This is a genomic window from Acidobacteriota bacterium, from assembly GCA_020845575.1.
Classification (GTDB): Bacteria; Acidobacteriota; Vicinamibacteria; order Vicinamibacterales; family Vicinamibacteraceae; genus Luteitalea.
On sequence record JADLFL010000053.1, the window covers coordinates 1 to 21,864 of the forward strand.

A 21,864-nucleotide genomic window follows, 5' to 3' on the forward strand; every position below is an offset into this window, starting at 1 on the left:
CGTGCGGGCATCCGCATCGAAGACGATGTGGTGGTGACCGGGGATGGCCATCAACGAATCACCGACGTGCCCCTCGGCTGGCCTGCCGCACACTGACAATGACACTCGACGAAATCAAGCAGATCCTCGACCTGGTCCGTGAACACGAGCTCTCCGAGTTCGAGCTGGAGCAGGAAGGCGTCAAGCTGCGCGTCCGCAAGAAGGGCCAGGACGCGCCGGCCGTGGTGGTGAGTCCCGCGCACGCGGTGCCGGTGCCCGTCGTGGCCGCGGCGTCTGCCGGCGCGTCCGCCAGCGTACCGGTGACCGCCGCAGGCGATCCCGCCTCGCCTGTCGACGCCGACAACACGGACGGCGTCGAACTGGGCGTGGTCACCTCGCCGATCGTGGGCACGTTCTATCGCTCACCCGAGCCGACGGCCGCCCCCTTTGTCGCCGTGGGCGACACGGTGCGCAAGAACCAGGTGCTGTGCCTCATCGAGGCCATGAAGCTGATGAACGAGATCGTGTCGGAATACGACGGCGAGATCGTCCAGGTGTTTGTGGAGAACGGCCAGCCGGTGCAGTACGGCGAACGGCTGTTCGCGGTCAAGGCACGGTAGCGATCGTGTTCAAGAAGATCCTCATCGCCAACCGTGGCGAGATCGCCCTGCGCGTGATCTGCGCGTGCCGCGAGATGGGCATCAGGACGGTGGCCGTCTTCTCGGAGGCCGACGAGCACAGCCTGCACGTCCGCTTCGCCGACGAGGCCGTCTGCATCGGGCCCCCGCGCAGCAGCGAGAGCTACCTGCACGTGCCGGCGATCATCAGCGCCGCGGAGATCACCGGCGCCGACGCGATCCATCCGGGATACGGGTTCCTCTCCGAGAGCGCGTATCTCGCCGAGATCTGCGATGCCTGCCACATCAAGTTCATCGGCCCGAGCCCCTCGGTGATCCGGTTGATGGGCGAGAAGTCGCGTGCACGCCGCGCCATGAAGAAGGCGGGCGTGAGCACGCTGCCGGGGAGCGATGGCCCCGTCGAGACCGAGGAGGAGGCCCTCGAGGTGGCGGCCCGGCTCGGGTATCCCGTCATCATCAAGGCCAGCAACGGCGGTGGCGGCCGCGGCATGCGCATCGTGCGCGCCGCCGAGGAACTGCCGCCGTCGCTGCGCACCGCGCAGCGTGAGGCGCAGGCCGCCTTCGGCATCGGCGACGTGTACCTCGAGAAGTACCTCGACGCCCCGCGGCACATCGAAGTCCAGATCATCGGCGACGAGCACGGCAACGTGGTGCACCTCGGCGAGCGCGAGTGCTCCGTCCAACGACGCCACCAGAAGCTGATCGAGGAAGCGCCGTCGGCCGTGATCACCGAGGCGCAGCGCGCGGCGCTCGGCGCGATGGTCGTGGACGCCGCGAAGGCCGTCGGCTACGCGAGCGCGGGAACCTTCGAGTTCCTGATGGACGCCGACAACAACCTGTACTTCATCGAGGCGAATACGCGCCTCCAGGTCGAGCACGGCGTCACCGAGCTCATCACGGGCATCGACATCGTGAAGGCGCAGATTCGCGTGGCGGCGGGCGAGCCGCTCCCGTTCACGCAGGACGATGTGACGCTGACCGGGCACGCAATCGAGTGCCGCATCAACGCCGAGAACCCCGTCACGTTCGCGCCGAGTCCCGGCCGCATCGACGCGTTCTGCCTCCCCGGCGGTCCAGGCATCCGCGTGGATACGTTCGTCCACTCGGAGGCGACGGTGCCGCCCAACTACGACTCGCTCATCGCCAAGATGATGTCGCACGGGCGGACGCGCGACGAGGCCATCGCCCGCATGCGGCGTGCGCTCGAGATGACGGTGATCGAGGGGATCCACACGTCGGTGCCCATGCACCTGCGCATCCTTGCCGATCCCGACTTCCAGGCGGCGCGCATCTCCACGGCGTTCATGGAACGGTTCCTGGCCAAGCCGGAGTGAGCGTTCCGGGCCGCCCGCTGCCGTCGCGGTTGTACGCCATCGCCGATGCGGACGTGGCGGCCGCCGCCGGGTGGGACGTGCCGGATCTCGTCGACACGTTCCTGCAGGCGGGTGCGCGCTTCATCCAGATTCGCGCCAAGTCCACGCCAGGTGGTCAGCTCCTCGCCTGGGTGGATCGCGTCGCTGCTCTCGCGGGCGACGCGTGGATCATCGTCAACGACCGCGTCGACGTGGCCCTGGTCGCCGGCACGCGGCACGTGCATCTCGGCCAGGACGATCTGCCGGTGCGCGACGCCCGACTGATGCTCGGCGCCGATGCCGTCATCGGCCTTTCCACGCACACGCCCGACCAGATTGCGCGCGCGTGCGCGCTGCCGGTGGACTACATCGCCGTCGGGCCCGTGTTCGGGACGCACACGAAAGATACGGGGTACACGCCGGTGGGGCTCGCGCTGGTGGCGGAGGCACGTCGTCAGGCCGATGCGTCGGGCGCGCGTCCTGTCGTCGCCATCGGCGGCATCACGCTCGACACGGCACGCGCGACGATCGAGGCCGGCGCCGGTGCCGTTGTCGTGATCAGCGATCTGCTGCGCGGTGGGAACCCCGCGGGCCGCGTCAGGGCCTACTTGTCGGCGCTCGACGAGGTGTAGCCGCGGGTATAATGCGCGCCGAGACTTTGCCAGCGCACTGCACAGACTAGGCAACCTGACCCCGGGGGAGACACGCTTGGCCAGTACACTCTTTCGTACCAAGTCCATCGACCGACTGCTTGCCGAAGGTGCGGCGACAGGGGAGGGGACGCTGAAGCGTACCCTCGGTCCCGGCGCGCTGGTGGCGCTCGGGATCGGCGCGATCATCGGTGCCGGTCTGTTTGTCAGGACGGCGGCCGCGATCGCCGATCGGGCCGGCCCGTCGGTCACCATCGCCTTCCTCGTGGCGGCGCTCGGCTGCGCGCTCGCCGGCCTCTGCTATGCCGAGTTCGCCTCGATGATCCCCATCGCGGGCAGCGCGTACACGTATTCGTACGCGACGATGGGGGAGCTCGTCGCGTGGATCATCGGCTGGGACCTCATTCTCGAGTACGCGGTCGGCGCGGCCACCGTCGCCATCGCCTGGAGTGAGTACTTGAACAAGGTCCTTGAATTCTTCGGGTTACAAATACCGTACGCGTGGTGTCACTCGCCATTCCAGGTTGACCCCGTCACGGGTGCGCACGGCATCATCAACGTGCCCGCCGTCCTCGTTCTCTCGGGACTCACGGCGCTCCTCGTGCGCGGCACGCAGGAATCGGCCTGGGTCAACAACATCATCGTCATCACGAAGGTCGCCATCGTCCTGCTGGTGATCGCGCTGGGTTGGGGCTTCATCAACCCGGTCAACCACACGCCGTACATCCCGCCCGCCACGCTCTACACGACGCATGACGGCATCACGCACAACTACGGCGGCATCATGGGCATCCTCGGCGCCGCGGGCGTGGTCTTCTTCGCCTACATCGGCTTCGACGCCGTCTCCACCGCCGCGCAGGAAGCGAAGAACCCGAAGCGCGACATGCCGATCGGCATTCTCGGCTCACTCGTGGTGTGTACCGTGCTCTACGTGCTGTTTGCACACGTCCTGAGCGGTATCGCCACCGTCGAGGACTTCCGCAGCACCGGGCGCGAAGCGTCGGTGACCTTCGCGATCGCGAAGTACATGACGGGGTACGGCTGGCTGGCCAAGTTCGTCACCGTGGCCATTCTCGCCGGCTTCTCGTCGGTGATCCTGGTGATGCTGCTCGGGCAATCGCGCGTGTTCTACTCGATGGCCAAGGACGGGCTCGTGCCGCGGTTCTTCGCCGAGTTGCACCCGCAGCACCGGACGCCGTACAAGTCCAACTGGTTCTTCTTCGTGTTCACCGGGCTGTTTGCCGCGTTCGTGCCGGGCGACATCGTGGGAGAGATGACCAGCATCGGGACGTTGTTCGCGTTCATGCTGGTCTGCGCGGGTGTGTGGATCATGCGTGTGCGGCGGCCGGACATTCCGCGCGGCTTCCGCGTGCCGGCGGTTCCGCTTGTCGCACTGGCGGGCATATTCACGTGCGGAGCGATGGTGTACGGCCTCGGCTGGACCAACTGGCTGCGACTGGCCGGCTGGCTCGCGCTGGGGCTCCTCATCTACTTCGGCTACGGCAAGCAGCACAGCCGGTTGAACAGCCATGCGTGATGTGACACGGGGTGTCGTCACCGTGGTCTCGTCGCGAAGCGAGGCCCGGTGAGCGCACGCCTGCTCGACGGCGCCGCACTCGCGCGCCGCATGCGCGAAGACCTGCAGCCACGCGTGCAGGCGTTCACCGCCGAGGCCGGGCGTCCGCCCGGCCTGGCACTCGTGCTGGTGGGCGACGATCCCGCCTCGCACGTGTACGTCGGCAGCAAGCGGACGCACGGCGCGGAGGTCGGCTTCCGTGTCGACCTCCATCCGCGTCCGGCAAGCGCGTCGATCGAAGACGTGCTGGAACTCGTGCAGGCGCTCAACGCGGAACCGGGCATCGACGGGATCCTCGTGCAGTCGCCGCTGCCTGCGGCGATGGGGAGTGACGCGGCGCGGCGCGTCTTCGAAGCCATCGATCCAGCCAAGGACGTCGACGGATTCACGGCGGAGAACGTCGGCAGGCTCGTGCAGAATCGCGACGGCCTCGTCGCCTGCACGCCGGCAGGCGTCATCGAACTGCTGGAACGCGAGCAGGTGCCGATCGCCGGACGGCGTGCCGTCGTCATCGGCCGCAGCGACATCGTCGGCAAGCCGATGGCGCTGTTGCTGCTGCATCTTCATGCCACGGTGACCATCGCGCATTCGAAGACCGTCGATCTGTCGGCCGTGGCACGCGAGGCGGACATCCTCGTTGCCGCGATCGGGCGCGCCGGGTTCGTGACGCCGGACTTCGTCAAGCCCGGGGCGACGGTCATCGACGTGGGCATGAACCGCGTGACGAGCGAAGCCGACGTTGTCGCGTTCTTCGGCGAGGGCTCGAAGCGTCATGAGACGTGGAAGGCGAAGGGCTCCGTGCTGATGGGCGACGTGCACCCCGCCGTCGCAGCCGTGGCCGGTGCCCTCACGCCCGTGCCCGGTGGTGTGGGTCCCCTCACGATCGCCATGTTGATGCACAACACTCTCACCGCCGCCCAACGCCGGACAGGCATCAGCGTCTGAGCGGGCCGGGCGACCTGTCGCGCCGAAGCCCGGAGGGCGAAGGCGGAAGCCCGGTCCCTACACCGCGAGATTGGTAGGGCCGGCTCTCCGAGCCCGGCCTACATGGGCTCGACCGCGCCTGCCGCGCGTGGCTTTCGTGGGCGACGGGCCTGCGAACTTCGCGCGCTTGCAGACGTACTGGTGCGTGGCCGCTGGCGGGCAGGTTGTGACGTACTCCGCAGCGTCGCGAACTGTATTCGTATACCGAGGCCGGCGGCCACCTTCGTGACAGTGGCGAACGTCGGGTTGCCAGTGGCCGAGAGCGCCTGGTAGAGCGCGGCCCGCGTCAGCCCCGTCTCTCGCGCGAGCGCGCTCATGCTACGCGCGCGTGCCACGGCGCCGAGTGCCTGCAGCATGAACGCCGGGTCGTCCCCTGCCTCTTCAGCACACGTCTCGAGATAGGCCGCGATGTCCGCCTCGTCCCGCAGGAATCGCGCAGCATCCCACTGTTCCACTTTGACAGCCATTCGTCACCTCTTCTTCGCTGCTTTCCACTCGGCCGCGATGGCTCTCGCTCGCGCGATGTCCTGCGCCTGCCTTCGCTTGTCCCCGCCGCACAACACCAGTAGAACAGTCGTTTCGCGTTGTGTGTAGTACACGCGGTAGCCAGGACCGTAGTCGATGCGGAGCTCGATCAGTCCACCGTCGAGCGCGTGATGGTCACCCGGATTGCCCTGGGCCAACCGCCCGACGCGCGCGATGACTCGCGCACGTGCCTGTCGGTCATGCAAGGCGTCGAGCCAGACCGTGAAGGTCTCGGTCATCAGCACGGTGACCGGAGACGCGCCGACGGTCATGTTGTCAATTATGATGGACACATGGCGGGCCGGGCAAGCCCGGCCCCTACGTCCGGCAGAAACGTACAGGCATCTCCCTATCCCGCACAGACCCGGTCGTGCACCCCCCCCACGGTGTAGGGGCCGGGCTTGCCCGGCCCTACTTCGGTTCGACGGAGCGCAGCCAGCGGGCCAGGACGGCGATCTGGACGTCGGTGTCGGCGAACGTGCCGTCGGTCTTGACGACGCGGTCGGCGGCCTCGACCTTCTTCGCGATCGGCCATTGCGCCGCCAGGCGCGCGTCGGCGTCTTCGCCAGACAAGCCGTCTCTTGCCATCAATCGTTTGCGCTGCGTCGCCGGATCGCAGGCCACGACGACGAGGAAGTCGAACTGGTGCGTGCGTCCTGTCTCGAAGAGCAGGGGGATGTCGGCAATCGCCGGCCCGCGATAGCCGCCCGCCGCGAGGTCCTCGAACCACGCCTCGATACGCTGCCTCACCTCGGGGTGGATGATGGCTTCGAGGTCGGTACGCGCCAGTCGATCGGCGAAGACGATCGCGCCGAGCGCCGAGCGATCCAGCGCGCCCGATGCGTCGAGCACGCCTGGACCGAACCGTCCCACGACGGCGCGCAGGCCGTCGGACGCAGGCGCCACCGCGTCGCGCGCGAGTTGGTCGGCGTCGATGACGGGGAGTCCGTATTCACGTAAGCGAGCCGTGACATATGACTTGCCCGTCGCGATGCCGCCCGTCAGGCCGACGCGCACCACGCCGTCAGGCATCGGTGTCTTCACTGGTACGCGCGGGCGCCAGCCGGTCTTCGACGAACGAGTTCCACTCGTGGCAGTGCGGACACCGCCAGAGCAGTTCCTTGCTCCGGTACCGGCAGCGCAGGCAGATGTGCGGGTCCTTGTAGAACACGGCGTCCCGGCTGTGCGTGACGTAGCGTTCGACGGCGGCTTGGTCCAGGTGCAGCGCGAGGAGGATGTCCCACGCGCCCTGATGGAGCAGGAGTGCGTGCGGGTTGATCGTGAGCGCCGCCAGCGCGAGTTGCAGGGCTTCGTCGGGGCGGCCCGCACGCAGCATGTGGCGCGACAGCGCGAGCCGCGCGCGCCAGTCCTGCGGATGGTCGGTCGCGATGCGGCGGAACAGGTGCTCGAACGCATCTGGGCGCCCCGCCGCGGCATAGGCGTCGGCGAGGCGATCGGCGACCAGATGGGCTCGCGCCGGTATCGACGCGACAAGTTGCTCCCACACCTCCACCGCTCCTGGCATGTCGCCGGCGTCGCGCCTGACGTCGCCCAGGTTCAGGTACGCGGGCGCCACGTCGGCATCGAGCTCGATCGCGGCTTCGAAGTGACGACGTGCGGCCGTGAGGTCGTTCCGTGCGAGCGACTGCATCCCCAGCTCGTTCTCGAGGAACGCCTGGATCTGCTGATGGCGCTTCGTGCGCTGCTCCGGCTCGTCCTCGCGCGCGAGTTCCCGGCGTACGCGATACGCCTCCGACCACTGGTTCTGGTCTTCGTAGAGCTTCTGCAACTGCAGCAGCGCGTGCTCGTTGCTCGGGTCCAGCCGCAGCACCTCGCCGAACGCCTCGTGCGCGCGATCGACGAACCCGCCGCGCGTGAAATCGAGGCCCAGGCAGAGCAGGGCATACGTGTGTTCGAGCTTGCTCAGGCGCGGGCGCTGGAGGATCTGCTGATGGATCTGGATCGCCCGCCCGCCCTGTCCCTTCTCCCGATACAGGTTGCCGAGAATCATGTGGATCTCGACGGCATCCTCGTCCACGCGCGCGGCCTGGCTCAGTTCCTCGATCGCGTGATCGAGCTGGTTGGCCACGAGGAAGTTGAGGCCCTGGATGTAATGCGGCGACTGCCGCGCCTTGCGGCGGTCGATCCAGCGGCCTTCGTGCAGCTTGTAGCGCTCCCACGCCTTGCCGGCGGCCAGGCCGAGCAGCAACGCGACGAGCGCCGAGAGAAGCGGGAAGTAGTCAGCGATCACGGACGTTCGTGGCCATGTGTGGCAACCATCGCGTCCCATCGGCCCTGGGCGCGCAGGATCTCTTCGATGAGCGTGCGTACCGCCCCGTGGCCGCCCGATGCCGGGCTCACGAAGTGGACGGCAGCACGGACTTCCGGAACGGCATCGGACGGACAGGCCGCCAGGCCCACGCGACGCAGCACCGGCAGGTCTACCACATCGTCGCCCATGTAGGCGACAGTTTCGGCGTCCCACCCGCGCGTGCGCATCAATTGCTCGACGACAGCGGCCTTGTCGGAGACGCCCTGGTGTACGGGATCGAGCCCCAGTTGCTTCGCGCGATGCAGTGTGGCCGCCGAGTGCCGCGCCGAGATCACGCCGACGGTCAGTCCCGCCCGCCGCGCGATGACGATCCCGGCGCCATCCTTGATGTCGAAGCGCTTGGTCTCGCGCCCATCACCATCGATGTAGACGCCGCCGTCGGTCAGCACGCCATCGACGTCCAGGAGCAGCACCGCGATGCGACGCGCACGCTCCACGGCGGTTGCGGAGGAAGGGGCGGACATCAGAACAGTTCCGTCTGCCACAGATCGTGGATGTGCAGCACGCCCACTGGTGCGCCCGCGCCGTCCACCACCGGCACCGACGTGATACGTCGCGTCTCCATCACCTGCAACGCCTCGGCGGCGAGGACTGTCGCGGGGATCGTGACGGGCGTGCGTGTCATGACGTCGCTCGCGCCGTGCGACGCGATGTCGTCGTTGCGCAGCATGAAGCGTCGCAGGTCGCCGTCGGTGACGAGGCCTTCGAGGCGCCCCGCCGCATCGACCACGCACGTCACGCCGAGTCCCTTGCGGCTCATCTCGTAGATGACGTCGCGCAGCGGCGTTGTCGCGGCGACCACGGGCATGGCATCGCCCGTGTGCATCAGTTGATCGACCCGCATCAACCGCTTGCCGAGCGAGCCGCCGGGATGCCTGAACGCGAAGTCGTCGGCGCGAAAGCCCTTCGTCGTGAGCAGGACCATCGCCAGCGCGTCGCCAAGCGCGAGCGCCGCCGTCGTGCTCGCCGTCGGCGCGAGGTTGAGCGGACACGCTTCGGCGTCGACGCCGCAATCGAGATGGACGTCCGCCATCTGCGCCAGCGTCGATCGTGGTGCGCCCGTCATCCCGATGAGGCGCGCGCCGAGTCGCTTGACGATCTCCGCCAGCCGCACGACTTCCGGCGTCTCGCCACCGTGCGACAGCGCCATGACAAGGTCGGCCTGCGTGACGACGCCGAGGTCGCCGTGCAGGGCTTCTGCCGGGTGCAGGAAGAACGCGGGCGTGCCCGTGCTCGCGAGCGTGGCGGCGATCTTCCGGCAGATGATGCCGGACTTGCCCATGCCCGTGACGATCACGCGTCCGCGGCACTCGGCCAGCAGCGTCACCGCCTGTTCGAATCGTGCATCGAGCCTGGCCACCAGACCGTGGATCGCCTCGGCTTCGGTCCGCAGCACGCGTGCGGCAAGCGCGAGCGCGTCTGAACGTGGCACATCCGGCGTCTCGGGCATGAGGGGCGTCACGCCGTCAGGGCCGCGTGGATGCGCGTGAGGCGGCGCAGCAACGCCGGCAGCAGGTCGAGCCGCAGGGCGTTCTCGGCGTCGGACTTCGCGCGCGCGGGTTCCTCGTGGACTTCCATGAACACGCCGTCGACGCCCGCCGCCACACCGGCGCTCGCCATGGTCTCGATGTAGGCCGCCTGGCCGATCGTACGTCCATCGCCGGCGCCGGGTAGTTGCAGGCTGTGCGTGACGTCGTAGATGACGGGCGCGCCCAGCGCCCGCAGTTGTGGGAACGTGCGCATGTCGACCACGAGGTTGTGATACCCGAACGACGTGCCTCGCTCGGTGAGCAGCACGCGCGCGTTGCCGGACGCGCGTACTTTCTCCAACGGAAACCGCATGTCGGCCGGCGCCAGGAACTGGCCCTTCTTGATGTTGACCACCGCGCCCGTACTGGCCGCGGCCACGAGCAAGTCGGTCTGCCTGCAGAGGAACGCCGGGATCTGCAGGGCGTCGACGACAGCAGCCGCCTCGCGCGCCTGACTCGCGTCGTGGATGTCGGTGAGCACGGGGACGCCGATCTCCGCCTTCACGCGAGCCAGCGTGCGAAGCCCTGCGTCGAGGCCAGGGCCGCGGAACGATGACAACGACGTGCGGTTGGCCTTGTCGAACGACGCCTTGAAAACGTACGGCACGCCGGCCTCACGGGCGATGGCCGCAAGGGCATGCCCGAGATCGATGGCGTGCGACTCGCTCTCGATGACGCAGGGGCCCGCGATCAACGCGAGTTGACCGGCACCGAACGTCGCGGATCCGACGGAAACCGGTTGCACGGGATCGCCTTCAGGCCAGCGTCTCGGCGGGCGCGTCGACGTGGGCGTGGGCGCGCGCCGCGAGCGCGTGTTCGTGCGTGGCCCTCACGAAGCCGGCAAACAGCGGGTGCGGCTTGAGCGGCTTCGACTTGAATTCGGGATGGAACTGCACCGCGATGAACCATGGGTGCGAGGGCAGTTCCACCATCTCGACGAACTTGCCGTCGAGCGAACGCCCGACGATCTCCATGCCCTTCTCGGTGATGGCCGGCTCGTAGAGACTGTTGAACTCGTACCGGTGGCGATGCCGTTCGTGGATCACGTCGGCGCCGTACAGGCGATGCGAGAGCGAGCCTGGCTTGAGCTGGCAGGCGTAGGAGCCGAGGCGCATGGTGCCGCCCAGATCGTCGACACCCAGCAGGTCGCGCAGCTTGTAGATCACCTTGTCGGACGTGTCCGGCGTGACCTCGGTGGAGTCGGCGTTGGTCACCCCGCACACGTTGCGCGCGAACTCCACCGTGGCCCACTGGAAGCCGTAGCAGATGCCGAAGAAGGGGATGTGCCGCTCGCGCGCGACCTGCACGGCCTTCATCATGCCGCGCGTGCCGCGGTTGCCGAACCCGCCGGGCACCAGGATGCCGTCGGCCCCGTCGAGCGCGCGTTCACCGCCGTCGGCTTCGAGCGCCTCGGCCTCGATCCACTTCACGTCGACCTTCAAGCGGTGATGGAACCCGCCGTGGAACAGTGCTTCGGTGAGACTCTTGTAGGAATCCTCCAGTCCCACGTACTTGCCGACGACGTGGATCGTGATCTGGTCGTGCGGATGCTTGATGCGATCGAGGAGCGCTTCCCACTGTCCCTCGGGCCGTGGCTCGTTCGGCATCGAGAGCTGCTTGAGCACGATGCGATCGATGCCCTCTTCAGCGAGCGCGAGCGGGACTTCGTACACGCTCGACACGTCGCGGGCCGTGATCACGGCCTCCTCGTTGACGTCGCAGAACAGCGCGATCTTGCGCTTGATGTCCCGCGGCAGCGTGCGATCGGTGCGGCACAGCAGGATGTCGGGCTGGATGCCGATGGAGCGCAGGTCGCGCACGCTGTGCTGCGTGGGCTTTGTCTTCAACTCGCCGGCCGTGCTCACGTGCGGCACGAGCGTGAGGTGGATGTAGAGCGTGTTCTCGCGGCCGACGTCCTGACGGAACTGCCTGATGGCTTCGAGGAACGGCAGGCTTTCGATGTCGCCCACCGTGCCGCCGATCTCGACAAGCACCACGTCCACGCCGTCCGATACCGCGAGGATGCTCTCCTTGATGGCGTTGGTGATGTGCGGAATCACCTGCACCGTGGCGCCGAGATAGTCGCCGCGCCGCTCGCGCTGGATCACCGAGAGGTAGATCTTGCCCGTCGTCCAGTTGGAGTTCTTCGAGGTGACGGTGTTGGTGAACCGCTCGTAGTGACCGAGGTCGAGGTCGCCTTCGGTCCCATCGTCGGTCACGTAGACCTCGCCGTGCTGATACGGCGACATCGTGCCCGGGTCGACGTTGATGTACGGGTCGAACTTCTGCAGCGTGACCTTGAAACCGTGGCTCTCCAGCAACGCGCCGATCGAGGCAGCGGCCAGCCCCTTGCCGAGGGACGACACCACGCCACCGGTGACGAAGATGTACTTGACGGGTCGATGGGGCGCGGGCGTCGGCATGGTGGACATCAGGGAGTCACGGAGTCGCGGCGTCCGCCATGAGGCGGCGCACCTTCTCGAGGTCGTCGGGCGTATCCACGCCGAGCGCGTCATGGCGCGACTCGACGGTCATGATGGCGTGCCCGTGCTCCAGGGCGCGCAGTTGTTCGAGCGATTCGCTCAGTTCGAGCGGCGTTGGCGGCAGCGCCGCGAACGCCAGCAGGAACGCGCGGCGATACACGTACAGGCCGACGTGCTTGTACCACGTGGCGGGTGTGCCTGGATCGCGGAGGAACGGCACCGCGGCGCGCGTGAAGTAGAGTGCGCGGCCCGTCAGATCCGTCACCACCTTGACCACCGCCGGGCTCGCGATCTCGCCGGGGTCGGTGATGCGCGTGCGAATCGTGCTCATCACGAGCGATGGATCGGCCACGCAGGCAGCGACAGCGACGTCGATCATCGCCGGTTCGAGCAGCGGTTCGTCGCCCTGCACGTTGACGATCAGATCCGCGTCGAGTCCTGCGGCCACTTCAGCGACGCGTTCGCTGCCCGTGCGATGGTCGGGCGATGTCATTCGCGCATCGCCGCCGAACGCCCGCACCGCATCGAACACGCGCACATCGTCTGTCGCGACAATGACGCGCGAGACCGACGCGGCATCGCTGGCGCGCCGATAGACGTGCTCGATCATCGGCCGACCGTGGATGTCGGCCAGCGGTTTCCCGGGGAGTCGCGTCGAGGAGAATCGTGCGGGAATGACGGCAACGGCCGTCGCGGGTGACCGGGTTGCGGAGCCGGCACTGTGCAGCACGCGCAATTCTAGCACGCGCATCGCGAGGATGGAGGAGGTGGAGGACGGGAAGCCGCTATATCATCCGTCCGTGTCGAAAGAGGCGGTCGCCGTCTGGCTGCTGGGGGTGATGGTGGCGGCGTGGGGATGGGTGCTGTGGCCCGCGGCTCCGCTCGCGCCGGCCACGTCGCCGCTCGTACCCGTGCGGGCGATTGCCGACGAGGACGTGCCGCGCGTCCGATTCGGCCGCCTGACGGCGGATCGTCTGGTGCGATCGGTGCCGGTGGCCACGCGCAACCCCTTCCTGCCGGGTACGCGGGTGCGCGAGGCGAACAGTGCGTCAGGACGTACGGAACGCGTGCCGTCACCGCCTGCCGACGTGCCCCTTCAGCCACAGCCCGCCGGGCCGCGCGTGAGACTGATCGGCATGGCGGAAACGCGCGAGGTCGGTGGCACGGGACTCGTCGCGATTCTCGCCACGCCCAACGGCGTGTTGCACGCGCGGCAGGGCGACACCGTGGATGGCGTCTACCGGCTGGGGCGCATCGCCGAGGACAGCGTCGAACTCGTCATGATGCCTGATGGCCGCGTGGTGCGGCTGCCGTGGCGACCCTGATCGTCGGCCTGCCGAAACGTCTGGCGGAGGCGGGTATAATCGTCGCGCTCGACGCGCCGCGGCGCGGGCACGCACCACGTTGGTGCAAGACGCTCGCAGCTTCGATGTCGTCGCAGGTTACACCCTCTCAGGGCAGGTTTTTGAACAGGGTTTTCCACAGCTTCTGTGAATATCGTGCGACGAGCCACAGGGGCGTGACCTAATTCACGGGACACCACCTCCATGCCGCAGTTCACGCACCTCACCGCGCCCACCGAGGGCTCGCCGATCACCAGACAAGCCGATGCGCTCGTCGTACCCGACCAGCCGATCCTGCCGTTCATCGAAGGCGATGGCATCGGCCCCGACATCTGGCGCGCCAGCGTGCGCGTGTTCGATGCCGCCGTGCAGAAGGCCTACGGCGGCGCGCGCAAGGTGGTCTGGTTCGAAGTGCTCGCGGGCGAGAAGGCATTCACCACACGCAACGAGTGGCTGCCCGCCGACACGCTCACGGCGTTCCGCGAATACCTCGTCGGTATCAAGGGGCCGCTCACCACGCCCGTCGGTGGTGGCATCCGTTCGTTGAACGTCGCGCTTCGTCAGGAACTCGATCTCTACACGTGCCTGCGTCCCGTGCGCTACTTCGAGGGCATGGAGACGCCGGTGAAGCGACCCGACCTGGTGGACATGGTGATCTTCCGCGAGAACACGGAAGACATCTACGCGGGGATCGAGTTCGCGGAGGGCACGCCTGAAGTCGCGACGCTGAAGGAACTGCTGCAGGCGGCGTTCCCCAGGCCGTACGCGAAGATCCGCTTTCCCGACACGGTGGGCCTCGGCATCAAGCCCGTGTCGCGTGAAGGCACGGAACGCCTCGTGCGCGCCGCAATCGAGTACGCGATCGCCAACGGACGCAAGAGCGTCACGCTCGTGCACAAGGGCAACATCATGAAGTTCACCGAGGGCGCGTTCCGCGACTGGGGTTACGAGCTCGCCAAGCGCGAGTTCGGTGCCGTCGAAGTGGACGGCGGTCCGTGGTGCACGCTGCCGAACGGCATCGTGATCAAGGACGTGATCGCCGACGCGTTCCTGCAGCAGATCCTCACGCGTCCGGCCGAGTACGACGTCATCGCCACGCTCAACCTGAACGGCGACTACATCTCCGACGCGCTCGCCGCGCAGGTGGGCGGCATCGGCATCGCGCCGGGCGGCAACATCAACTACGTGACCGGCCACGCGGTGTTCGAGGCGACGCACGGCACGGCACCCAAGTACGCCAACCAGGACAAGGTCAATCCAGGGTCGGTGATTCTCTCGGGCGAGCTGATGTTCCGCTACATGGGCTGGACCGAGGCGGCCGATCTCATCGTGAGCGGGCTCGAGAAGGCCATCGCCGCCAAGACCGTGACGTACGACCTCGCGCGCCTGATCAAGGGCTCGACCGAAGTGTCGTGCTCGGCCTTCGGCGACGCAATCATCAGCCAAATGTAAGGGCCAGTCGGCCGTTCAGGAACAGGGAGAATCATGAACCGTAAAGTCACAGTGGTCGGTGGCGCCGGCAACGTCGGCGCGACAGTCGCGCGTTCGATCGCGAATCGCGAACTGGCCGACGTGGTCATCATCGACATCGCCGACTCGAAGGCGCAGGGCATCGCACTCGACATCCTGCAGGCGTGTCCGGTCGAAGGCAGCGATACGCGTCTTGTCGGCGGCAGCGACTACGCGCTCTCGGCCGGCTCGGACGTGGTGGTGATCACGTCTGGCGTGCCCCGCAAGCCGGGCATGAGCCGCGACGACCTGCTCGCGGTCAACTACAAGATCATGCAGGACGTCACGGCCAACGTGATGAAGTACTCGCCAGACGCGATCATCATCGTCGTGGCCAACCCGCTCGACGCGATGGCGCAGGCGGTCCACAAGCTGAGCGGCCTCCCGCGCGAGCGTGTGATCGGCATGGCTGGCGTGCTCGACTCGGCGCGCATGCGCGCGTTCATCGCCACCGAGCTCAACGTCTCGGTGGAGAACGTGCACGCGTTCGTCCTCGGCGGCCACGGCGACACGATGGTGCCGCTCCCGCGCTACTCGACGGTGGCCGGCATCCCGATCACCGAGTTGCTTCCCGCAGAGCGCATCGCGGCGATCTGCGAGCGCACGGCCAATGGCGGCGCGGAGATCACCAAGCTGGTGGGCACGAGCGCGTGGTACGCGCCAGGGCAGTCGTCGGCGCGCATGGTGGAGGCGATCCTCAAGGACAAGAAGCTGATCGAGCCGTGCTCGGTGTACCTGCAGGGCGAGTACGGCGTGTCGGGACAGGTCCTCGGCGTGCCGGTCAAGCTCGGCGCCAGGGGTGTGGAGCAGGTGATCGAGATCACGCTGACGCCCGACGAGAAGGCCGCCCTCGACAAGTCGGCCGCCGCCGTGAAGGAACTGACGACGGTCATCGGCGTGTAGACGGCCAACCGGCCTTCAGGGCCCATACGACAAGGAGGCGGTCAGGGCCTGTGCCCGGATCGCCTCTTTCGTTTCGTTCTGGTCGCGTCAGCGTGCTGCGAACTGGGCCTTGAGGTAGTCCCTGTTCATCCGCGCGATGTTGCTGATGCGGATTTCCTTCGGGCACACGGCTTCGCACTCGCCTTCGTTCGAGCACGACCCGAATCCCTCGATGTCCATCTGTTCCACCATGCGCAGCGTGCGGCGATCCTGTTCGACCTTGCCCTGCGGCAGCAGGTTGAGGTGCGAGATCTTGGCGGACGTGAAGAGGGCCGCCGACGCGTTCTTGCACGCGGCGACGCACGCGCCGCACTGGACGCAGGCCGCGGCGTCGAAGGCCGCATCGGCGATGGGCTTGCCGATCGGGATGGCGTTGCCGTCGGGCGCCGCTCCCACGTTCATCGACACGTAGCCGCCGGCGCTGACGATCCGATCGAGCGCGCTCCGATCGACGATCAGGTCCTTGACGATGGGGAAGGCACGCGCGCGCCAGGGTTCGATGACGATGGTGTCGCCGTTCCTGAAGCGGCGCATGTGGAGCTGGCACACGGTCGTGCCAGGGTCCGGACCGTGCGCGACGCCGTTGACCATGCATCCGCACGTGCCGCAGATGCCCTCGCGGCAGTCCGAGTCGAAGGCGATCGGCTCCTCGCCGCTGCGGATCAACCCCTCGTTGACCACGTCGAGCATCTCGAGGAAAGACATGTCGGGGGAGATGTCGTCAGCCTTGTACTCGACGAGCCGTCCCTGTGCGTTGGGACCCGCCTGCCGCCACACCCGCAAGGTCAAGTTCAATCCGGCCATGTGTGCTCTCGATTACCCCTGTCCGCCGGATGGAAGCCGGCGGCTACACGTTTCGGCCGGGCCCGGAGGGCCGGCCCTACCATCAGCAATCCCGGTCGCACCAGCCGTCCGGTTGCCCGATGCTCCGTTCCGGTGCCCGGTGCCCGGTGCCCGGCCTACTTGTACGACCGCTGTGTCGGCTTGACGTATTCGAACGTCAGCGGTTCCACGTGGCGCACCGGCGTCGAGCCGACTCCCGTGAACTCCCACGCCGCCGCGTGCGCGAAGTGCTCGTCGTCGCGCTGCGCTTCGTTGTCGGGTGTCTGGTACTCCTCGCGGAAGTGGCCGCCACACGACTCCTCACGCCTGAGCGCGTCGAGCGCGAGCAGTTCCGCGAATTCGAGGTAGTCGGCCACGCGGCCCGCGTACTCGAGGTTCTTGTTCGTGTTGTTCGCCTCGCCGGGCACCGACACGTTGTGACAGAACTCTTCGCGGATTTTCGGAATCTCCGTGAGTGCGCGTTGCAGGCTCTCGGCCGTGCGCGCCATGCCCACGTTGTCCCACATCACATGACCGAGCTGGCGGTGCAGTTCACGCGGCGTCTTGTTGCCCTTGATCGACAGCAGCCTCGTGATCTGGCTCTGCGCGTTGTTGGCGGCCTCGCCGAACGCCTCGTGGTCGGTGGTGACCTTGGGCAGCGACGTGCGTGCCAGGTAGTCGCTGAGCGTGTAGGGGATGACGAAGTAACCGTCGGCCAGGCCCTGCATGAGCGCGCTGGCGCCGAGGCGGTTGGCACCGTGATCGGAGAAGTTGGCTTCCCCGAGTACGTGCAGGCCAGGGATCGTCGACATGAGGTTGTAGTCCACCCACAGCCCACCCATCGTGTAGTGCACGGCGGGGTAGATCCGCATCGGCACGTCGTACGGGTTGTCGTCGGTGATCTTCTGGTACATGTCGAACAGGTTGCCGTACCGCTGGCTGATCACGCCCTTCCCGAGCCTGTTGATGGCGTCGCCGAAGTCGAGGTACACCGCCAGGCCCGTCTCACCGACCCCGCGCCCGTCGTCGCACACCAGCTTGGCGGCGCGTGACGCGACGTCGCGCGGGACGAGGTTGCCGAAGCTCGGATAGCGGCGTTCGAGGTAGTAGTCGCGCTCGCCTTCAGGGATCTGCTGCGGCGGACGCCTGTCGCCCGCGTTCCTGGGCACCCACACGCGCCCGTCGTTGCGCAGGCTCTCGCTCATGAGCGTGAGCTTGCTCTGATGGTCGCCGCTCACGGGGATGCACGTGGGGTGGATCTGCGTAAAACACGGATTGGCGAACAGCGCGCCGCGCTTGTGCGCGCGCCATGACGCCGTGACGTTGCTGTTCACCGCGTTGGTGGAGAGGTAGTACGCGGTGCCGTAACCGCCCGTGCAGAGCAGCACGGCGTCGCCGGCCCACTTCTCGATCTCGCCCGTTTCCAGGTTGCGCGTGACGATGCCGCGCGCCTGTCCGTCGATCACGACGATGTCGAGCATTTCGCGGTGGGCCATGAGCGTGACGGTGCCGGCGTCAACCTGTCGCATCATCGACTGGTAGGCGCCGATGAGGAGCTGCTGGCCCGTCTGTCCGCGCGCGTAGAACGTGCGCGACACCTGCGCGCCGCCGAACGACCGGTTGTCGAGCAGGCCGCCGTACTCGCGCGCGAACGGCACGCCCTGCGCCACGCACTGATCGATGATGTCGACGCTGACCTGGGCGAGCCTGTAGACGTTGGCCTCGCGTGCGCGATAGTCGCCGCCCTTCACCGTGTCGTAGAACAGGCGGTAGACGCTGTCGCCGTCGTTCCTGTAGTTCTTCGCGGCGTTGATGCCGCCCTGCGCGGCGATCGAGTGCGCGCGACGTGGGCTGTCGTGGATGCAGAAGGTGAGAACGTTGTAGCCGAGCTCGCCGAGCGAGGCCGAGGCCGACGCGCCGGCCAGGCCCGTGCCCACGCAGATGACCGTCAGCTTGCGGCGGTTGGCCGGGTTCACCAGCTTCGCTTCGAACTTGTACCGATCCCATTTCGCTTCGATGGGACCGGCCGGGATCCTGCTGTCGAGCGTCATCACTGCGCCACCTGGTGAGCGAGGTACATGTAGATCGGCAGCATCGCGAAGCCGCCGGCGAGGATGGCGGCCAGCACGCGGCCGCCAAGGACCAGGCCGCGGCCGATCCGCTGGTTGGAGAGCCCGAGCGACTGCACGGCGCTCGAGAGGCCGTGACTGAGGTGCAGCCCGATGAGGCCCATCGTGAGCACGTAGGCCACCACGTAGACCGGATTGCTGAAGATCTCGGCCACCAGGCGGAACAGGTCGCGCCCACCCGTGGCCGCATCCACGTACCACGCGCCGAACTTGAACATCTTCACGTGCGAGATCACGAACACGAGGATGACCAGACCGGTGATGGCCATCGACGTCGAGGCCCACGACTTGCGACTGGTGTGGCCGGCCCACCGCTTCTCCCGATAGGCCGCCGGTCGTGCCGCCGCGTTGCGCCGGTAGTTCAGCATCGTCTTGACGACGTGCACGAGGAAGATCGCGACCAATCCCGCCTCGGCCACCCACAGAAGCGGTCCGAACGACGCCATCTTCTCCGTGTAGGCGTTGAAGGCCGTTGGGCCGCCGAGGAGCGTGAGGTTGCCGGCCAGGTGCGAGAGGAGGAAGCCGAAGAGCAGGAGTCCCGTGAGGCCGATCAGGATCTTGGACCCGACCGAGGACGAGAAGAATGACGGACGACTGGGCATGTCAGACTCCGCAGGCCGGGGTGCCTTGGGCGGCGCGCGGCTGCGTCGAGAGGGAGACAGGGCTGTCGGAAGGCATCGGTCGCTGGCCGGGGGCCTCGTCCACGGACAACTCCGTGGTACCTGGCGGCCGCCCGAATCGTCGGCATGGTATCCCGCCGATACTCCCGTGGGCAACGCCGGACATGCGTCGCGAGGCTTGACCATGCCCGTCGGCCAGCTAATGATAGGGGCGCTGCGGCGGTCGGTGCGATCCGCGCCACGGCTCAGACGTTCGGCGCAGGCCCACCACGTTCAAGGAACTCCGGTGAAGATTCACGAGTATCAGGCAAAGGCCATCCTGGCCCGGCACGGCGTGCCGGTGCCGCGCGGGGAAGTCGCGTTCTCGGCCGAAGAGGCCGGCGCCATCGCCCGGCGCCTCGGCGGCGGTGTGACGGTCGTCAAGGCGCAGATTCATGCCGGCGGACGCGGCAAGGGCGGCGGCGTCAAGGTCGTCAAGGATGCGGCGGCCGCCGAAGAAGCGGCGACGCGCATGATTGGCATGACGCTGGTCACGCACCAGACGGGACCCGAAGGCCGGACCGTCGAGCGTCTCCTCGTCGAAGAAGGCGTGAAGATCGCCAAGGAACTGTACCTCGGTCTGCTCGTGGATCGCGCGGCGGGATGTCCCGTGCTGATGGCGAGCAGCGAAGGCGGCATGGACATCGAGGAGGTCGCGGAGAAGAACCCCGATGCGATCAAGAAGGTGGCCATCAGCCCCATCACCGGCCTCACGGCGTTCCAGGCACGACAACTCGCGTTCGGCATCGGCCTCGCGCCCGAGCACGTCAACAAGGCCGTGAAAGTGATGCAGCAGGTGTACGACACGTTTGTCGCGACCGATGCATCGCTCATCGAGATCAACCCGCTCATCGTCACCGAGGGCGGCGACGTCATCGCGCTCGACGCGAAGGTCACCTTCGACGACAACGCGCTGTATCGTCATCCCGAGTTCCGCGACCTGCGCGACCTGGCCGAGGAAGATCCGCTCGAGATCGAGGCCAGCAAGTTCTCGCTGAACTACATCCGCCTCGACGGCACGATCGGCTGCATGGTCAACGGCGCCGGTCTTGCGATGGCTACCATGGACATCATCAAGCTGGCGGGCGGGCAGCCGGCCAACTTCCTCGACGTGGGTGGCGGCGCCAACGCGGAGCAGATCAAGAACGCCTTCCGCATCCTGATGTCGGACGCCAACGTGAAGGCCGTGCTCATCAACATCTTCGGCGGGATCCTGCGGTGCGACGTGCTGGCCGCCGGCGTCATCGCCGCCGTCACGGAACTCGGCGTCCCCGTGCCGATCGTCATCCGGATGGAAGGCACCAACGTGGAGCAGGGCAAGGCCATGCTGCGCGAGAGCGGACTCAACTTCTCGACGGCCGACACGATGGGCGAGGCGGCCGACACCGTCGTCGCCCTCTCGCGCTAAAGGAACCCGGACACTGCCATGGCTGTACTGATCGACAAGTCCACCCGTCTCATCGTCCAGGGGCTGACAGGGCGCGAAGGCACCTTTCACGCCAAGGCCGCCGCCGCCTACGGCACCAACGTCGTCGGTGGCGTGACGCCCGGCAAGGGCGGCACCGAGCACGAAGGGTTCCCCGTGTTCAACACCGTGGCCGACGCCGTCGCGAAGACCGGCGCGAACGCCTCGGTGATCTTCGTGCCGCCGCCGTTTGCGGCCGACGCGATCATGGAAGGCGCCGATGCGGGCCTCGACCTGATCGTGTGCATCACCGAAGGCATCCCGGTGCTCGACACGATGAAGGCGCTGCACTTCATGAAGGGCCGCACGAGCCGCCTCATCGGTCCGAACTGCCCGGGCCTCATCACGGCGGGGCAGGCCAAGGCCGGCATCATCCCCGGGCACATCTGTCCGGAAGGCCGCGTCGGGATCGTGTCCAAGAGCGGCACGCTCACCTACGAGGCGATTCACCAGCTCTCCAAGCTGGGACTGGGCCAGACCACCTGCATCGGCATCGGCGGCGATCCACTCATCGGGACGTCGTTCATCGACGCGCTGGAGCTGTTTGCCGGCGACGACCAGACCGAGGCCGTCGTGATGATCGGCGAAATCGGCGGGTCGGCCGAGCAGGAAGCCGCCGCCTGGATCCAGGCCAACTTCAAGAAGCCCGTGGTCGGCTTCATCGCCGGACAGACGGCGCCTCCGGGGCGCCGCATGGGTCACGCGGGCGCCATCATCTCGGGCGGCAAGGGCACGGCAGACGAGAAGATGGCGGCGCTGGCCGCCGCCGGCGTCACCGTGGTGAAGAGCCCCGCCGATATCGGCGCCGCGATCGCCAGCCGGTTGTAATACTGGCGGGCCGGAATGCCGCCATGCCGGCGTCGGCCAGGGGCACCCGCAAGGGGTGCCCCTGCATCCGCCACCTGATCGTCTGTCGGAGGGGCGGCCCTTGCCTGCCCTCCGTAGCT

General features: G+C 67.5%; 22 protein-coding genes. 10 read left to right on the forward strand and 12 right to left on the reverse strand.

Annotated elements, in window-relative coordinates:
• Positions 1-98: 98 nt before the first annotated feature.
• The 5 genes from accB to IT182_15285 all read left to right on the forward strand — a co-directional run bounded on the left by accB (position 99) and on the right by IT182_15285 (position 5,140).
• Complete coding sequence (accB, locus tag IT182_15265; protein ID MCC6164708.1) at positions 99-599, forward strand: acetyl-CoA carboxylase biotin carboxyl carrier protein; 501 nt, start codon at positions 99-101, stop codon at positions 597-599.
• Positions 600-604: 5 nt separating this feature from the next.
• Entirely contained in the window at positions 605-1,951 is a 1,347-nt protein-coding gene (gene accC, locus IT182_15270) for an acetyl-CoA carboxylase biotin carboxylase subunit (GenBank protein ID MCC6164709.1), read from the forward strand.
• Entirely contained in the window at positions 1,948-2,601 is a 654-nt protein-coding gene (gene thiE, locus IT182_15275) for a thiamine phosphate synthase (protein ID MCC6164710.1), read from the forward strand. Before accC ends, thiE begins: the two co-directional genes overlap by 4 nt.
• A gap of 76 nt (positions 2,602-2,677) precedes the next feature.
• Positions 2,678-4,156, forward strand: coding sequence for an amino acid permease (locus IT182_15280; GenBank protein ID MCC6164711.1), 1,479 nt, complete (start codon positions 2,678-2,680; stop codon positions 4,154-4,156).
• Positions 4,157-4,204: 48 nt separating this feature from the next.
• Positions 4,205-5,140, forward strand: coding sequence for a bifunctional 5,10-methylenetetrahydrofolate dehydrogenase/5,10-methenyltetrahydrofolate cyclohydrolase (locus tag IT182_15285; protein MCC6164712.1), 936 nt, complete (start codon positions 4,205-4,207; stop codon positions 5,138-5,140).
• A 98-nt stretch (positions 5,141-5,238) separates the two neighbouring features.
• Here IT182_15285 and IT182_15290 read toward each other — a convergent pair whose 3' ends face one another.
• The 9 genes from IT182_15290 to kdsB form a co-directional block, all read right to left on the reverse strand.
• Complete coding sequence (locus IT182_15290) at positions 5,239-5,646, reverse strand: putative addiction module antidote protein (GenBank protein ID MCC6164713.1); 408 nt, start codon at positions 5,644-5,646, stop codon at positions 5,239-5,241.
• Positions 5,647-5,649: 3 nt separating this feature from the next.
• Complete coding sequence (locus tag IT182_15295; protein MCC6164714.1) at positions 5,650-5,976, reverse strand: type II toxin-antitoxin system RelE/ParE family toxin; 327 nt, start codon at positions 5,974-5,976, stop codon at positions 5,650-5,652.
• A 139-nt stretch (positions 5,977-6,115) separates the two neighbouring features.
• Positions 6,116-6,721 (reverse strand): dephospho-CoA kinase, encoded by a 606-nt coding sequence (locus IT182_15300; GenBank protein ID MCC6164715.1) that lies wholly within the window; start codon positions 6,719-6,721, stop codon positions 6,116-6,118.
• A gap of 7 nt (positions 6,722-6,728) precedes the next feature.
• Complete coding sequence (locus IT182_15305; protein ID MCC6164716.1) at positions 6,729-7,955, reverse strand: tetratricopeptide repeat protein; 1,227 nt, start codon at positions 7,953-7,955, stop codon at positions 6,729-6,731.
• Entirely contained in the window at positions 7,952-8,500 is a 549-nt protein-coding gene (locus IT182_15310) for an HAD hydrolase family protein (GenBank protein ID MCC6164717.1), read from the reverse strand. Before IT182_15310 ends, IT182_15305 begins: the two co-directional genes overlap by 4 nt.
• Positions 8,500-9,486, reverse strand: coding sequence for a KpsF/GutQ family sugar-phosphate isomerase (locus IT182_15315; GenBank protein ID MCC6164718.1), 987 nt, complete (start codon positions 9,484-9,486; stop codon positions 8,500-8,502). Before IT182_15315 ends, IT182_15310 begins: the two co-directional genes overlap by 1 nt.
• An 8-nt stretch (positions 9,487-9,494) precedes the next feature.
• Positions 9,495-10,310 carry a 3-deoxy-8-phosphooctulonate synthase gene (gene kdsA, locus IT182_15320; GenBank protein MCC6164719.1) on the reverse strand — a complete coding sequence of 272 codons (816 nt, stop codon included), beginning with the start codon at positions 10,308-10,310 and terminating at the stop codon, positions 9,495-9,497.
• A 10-nt stretch (positions 10,311-10,320) separates the two neighbouring features.
• Positions 10,321-11,988, reverse strand: a complete 1,668-nt coding sequence (locus IT182_15325; GenBank protein MCC6164720.1) for a CTP synthase — start codon at positions 11,986-11,988, stop codon at positions 10,321-10,323.
• A 16-nt stretch (positions 11,989-12,004) separates the two neighbouring features.
• On the reverse strand, positions 12,005-12,799 hold the full coding sequence (kdsB, locus tag IT182_15330) for a 3-deoxy-manno-octulosonate cytidylyltransferase (protein ID MCC6164721.1): 795 nt from the start codon (positions 12,797-12,799) through the stop codon (positions 12,005-12,007).
• Positions 12,800-12,848: 49 nt separating this feature from the next.
• Here kdsB and IT182_15335 point away from each other — a divergent pair, with 49 nt between their 5' ends.
• The 3 genes from IT182_15335 (at position 12,849) to mdh (ending at position 15,803) form a co-directional block, all read left to right on the forward strand.
• Positions 12,849-13,373: a hypothetical protein gene (locus IT182_15335; GenBank protein MCC6164722.1), complete on the forward strand. Its 525-nt coding sequence runs from the start codon at positions 12,849-12,851 to the stop codon at positions 13,371-13,373.
• Positions 13,374-13,595: 222 nt separating this feature from the next.
• Complete coding sequence (icd, locus tag IT182_15340; protein MCC6164723.1) at positions 13,596-14,843, forward strand: NADP-dependent isocitrate dehydrogenase; 1,248 nt, start codon at positions 13,596-13,598, stop codon at positions 14,841-14,843.
• Positions 14,844-14,876: 33 nt separating this feature from the next.
• Positions 14,877-15,803, forward strand: a complete 927-nt coding sequence (gene mdh, locus IT182_15345) for a malate dehydrogenase (protein ID MCC6164724.1) — start codon at positions 14,877-14,879, stop codon at positions 15,801-15,803.
• Positions 15,804-15,890: 87 nt separating this feature from the next.
• On the opposite strand, the gene IT182_15350 is transcribed toward mdh, so the two are convergent.
• The 3 genes from IT182_15350 to IT182_15360 form a co-directional block, all read right to left on the reverse strand.
• Positions 15,891-16,646 carry a succinate dehydrogenase/fumarate reductase iron-sulfur subunit gene (locus IT182_15350; GenBank protein MCC6164725.1) on the reverse strand — a complete coding sequence of 252 codons (756 nt, stop codon included), beginning with the start codon at positions 16,644-16,646 and terminating at the stop codon, positions 15,891-15,893.
• 155 nt (positions 16,647-16,801) lie between these two features.
• On the reverse strand, positions 16,802-18,715 hold the full coding sequence (locus tag IT182_15355; protein MCC6164726.1) for a fumarate reductase/succinate dehydrogenase flavoprotein subunit: 1,914 nt from the start codon (positions 18,713-18,715) through the stop codon (positions 16,802-16,804).
• The gene (locus tag IT182_15360) at positions 18,715-19,395 is read right to left on the reverse strand and encodes a succinate dehydrogenase cytochrome b subunit (GenBank protein ID MCC6164727.1); all 681 of its coding nucleotides are present in this window, start codon (positions 19,393-19,395) and stop codon (positions 18,715-18,717) included. The genes IT182_15355 and IT182_15360 overlap by 1 nt, the downstream gene beginning before the upstream one ends.
• A gap of 304 nt (positions 19,396-19,699) precedes the next feature.
• Between IT182_15360 and sucC the strand changes: the two genes are divergently transcribed.
• Together sucC and sucD are read left to right on the forward strand one after the other, a co-directional pair.
• On the forward strand, positions 19,700-20,860 hold the full coding sequence (gene sucC, locus IT182_15365; GenBank protein MCC6164728.1) for an ADP-forming succinate--CoA ligase subunit beta: 1,161 nt from the start codon (positions 19,700-19,702) through the stop codon (positions 20,858-20,860).
• An 18-nt stretch (positions 20,861-20,878) separates the two neighbouring features.
• Positions 20,879-21,745 (forward strand): succinate--CoA ligase subunit alpha, encoded by an 867-nt coding sequence (sucD, locus tag IT182_15370; protein MCC6164729.1) that lies wholly within the window; start codon positions 20,879-20,881, stop codon positions 21,743-21,745.
• Positions 21,746-21,864: the final 119 nt, after the last annotated feature.

Coding starts and splice junctions, on each gene's coding strand:
- accB (MCC6164708.1), top strand. CDS start 99: ATGACACTCGACGAAATCAAGCAGATCCTCGACCTGGTCCGTGAACAC.
- IT182_15290 (MCC6164713.1), bottom strand. CDS start 5,646: ATGGCTGTCAAAGTGGAACAGTGGGATGCTGCGCGATTCCTGCGGGAC.
- IT182_15295 (MCC6164714.1), bottom strand. CDS start 5,976: ATGACCGTCGGCGCGTCTCCGGTCACCGTGCTGATGACCGAGACCTTC.
- IT182_15310 (MCC6164717.1), bottom strand. CDS start 8,500: ATGTCCGCCCCTTCCTCCGCAACCGCCGTGGAGCGTGCGCGTCGCATC.
- IT182_15315 (MCC6164718.1), bottom strand. CDS start 9,486: ATGCCCGAGACGCCGGATGTGCCACGTTCAGACGCGCTCGCGCTTGCC.
- IT182_15325 (MCC6164720.1), bottom strand. CDS start 11,988: ATGCCGACGCCCGCGCCCCATCGACCCGTCAAGTACATCTTCGTCACC.
- kdsB (MCC6164721.1), bottom strand. CDS start 12,799: ATGCGCGTGCTAGAATTGCGCGTGCTGCACAGTGCCGGCTCCGCAACC.
- icd (MCC6164723.1), top strand. CDS start 13,596: ATGCCGCAGTTCACGCACCTCACCGCGCCCACCGAGGGCTCGCCGATC.
- mdh (MCC6164724.1), top strand. CDS start 14,877: ATGAACCGTAAAGTCACAGTGGTCGGTGGCGCCGGCAACGTCGGCGCG.
- IT182_15350 (MCC6164725.1), bottom strand. CDS start 16,646: ATGGCCGGATTGAACTTGACCTTGCGGGTGTGGCGGCAGGCGGGTCCC.
- IT182_15355 (MCC6164726.1), bottom strand. CDS start 18,715: ATGACGCTCGACAGCAGGATCCCGGCCGGTCCCATCGAAGCGAAATGG.
- IT182_15360 (MCC6164727.1), bottom strand. CDS start 19,395: ATGCCCAGTCGTCCGTCATTCTTCTCGTCCTCGGTCGGGTCCAAGATC.
- sucD (MCC6164729.1), top strand. CDS start 20,879: ATGGCTGTACTGATCGACAAGTCCACCCGTCTCATCGTCCAGGGGCTG.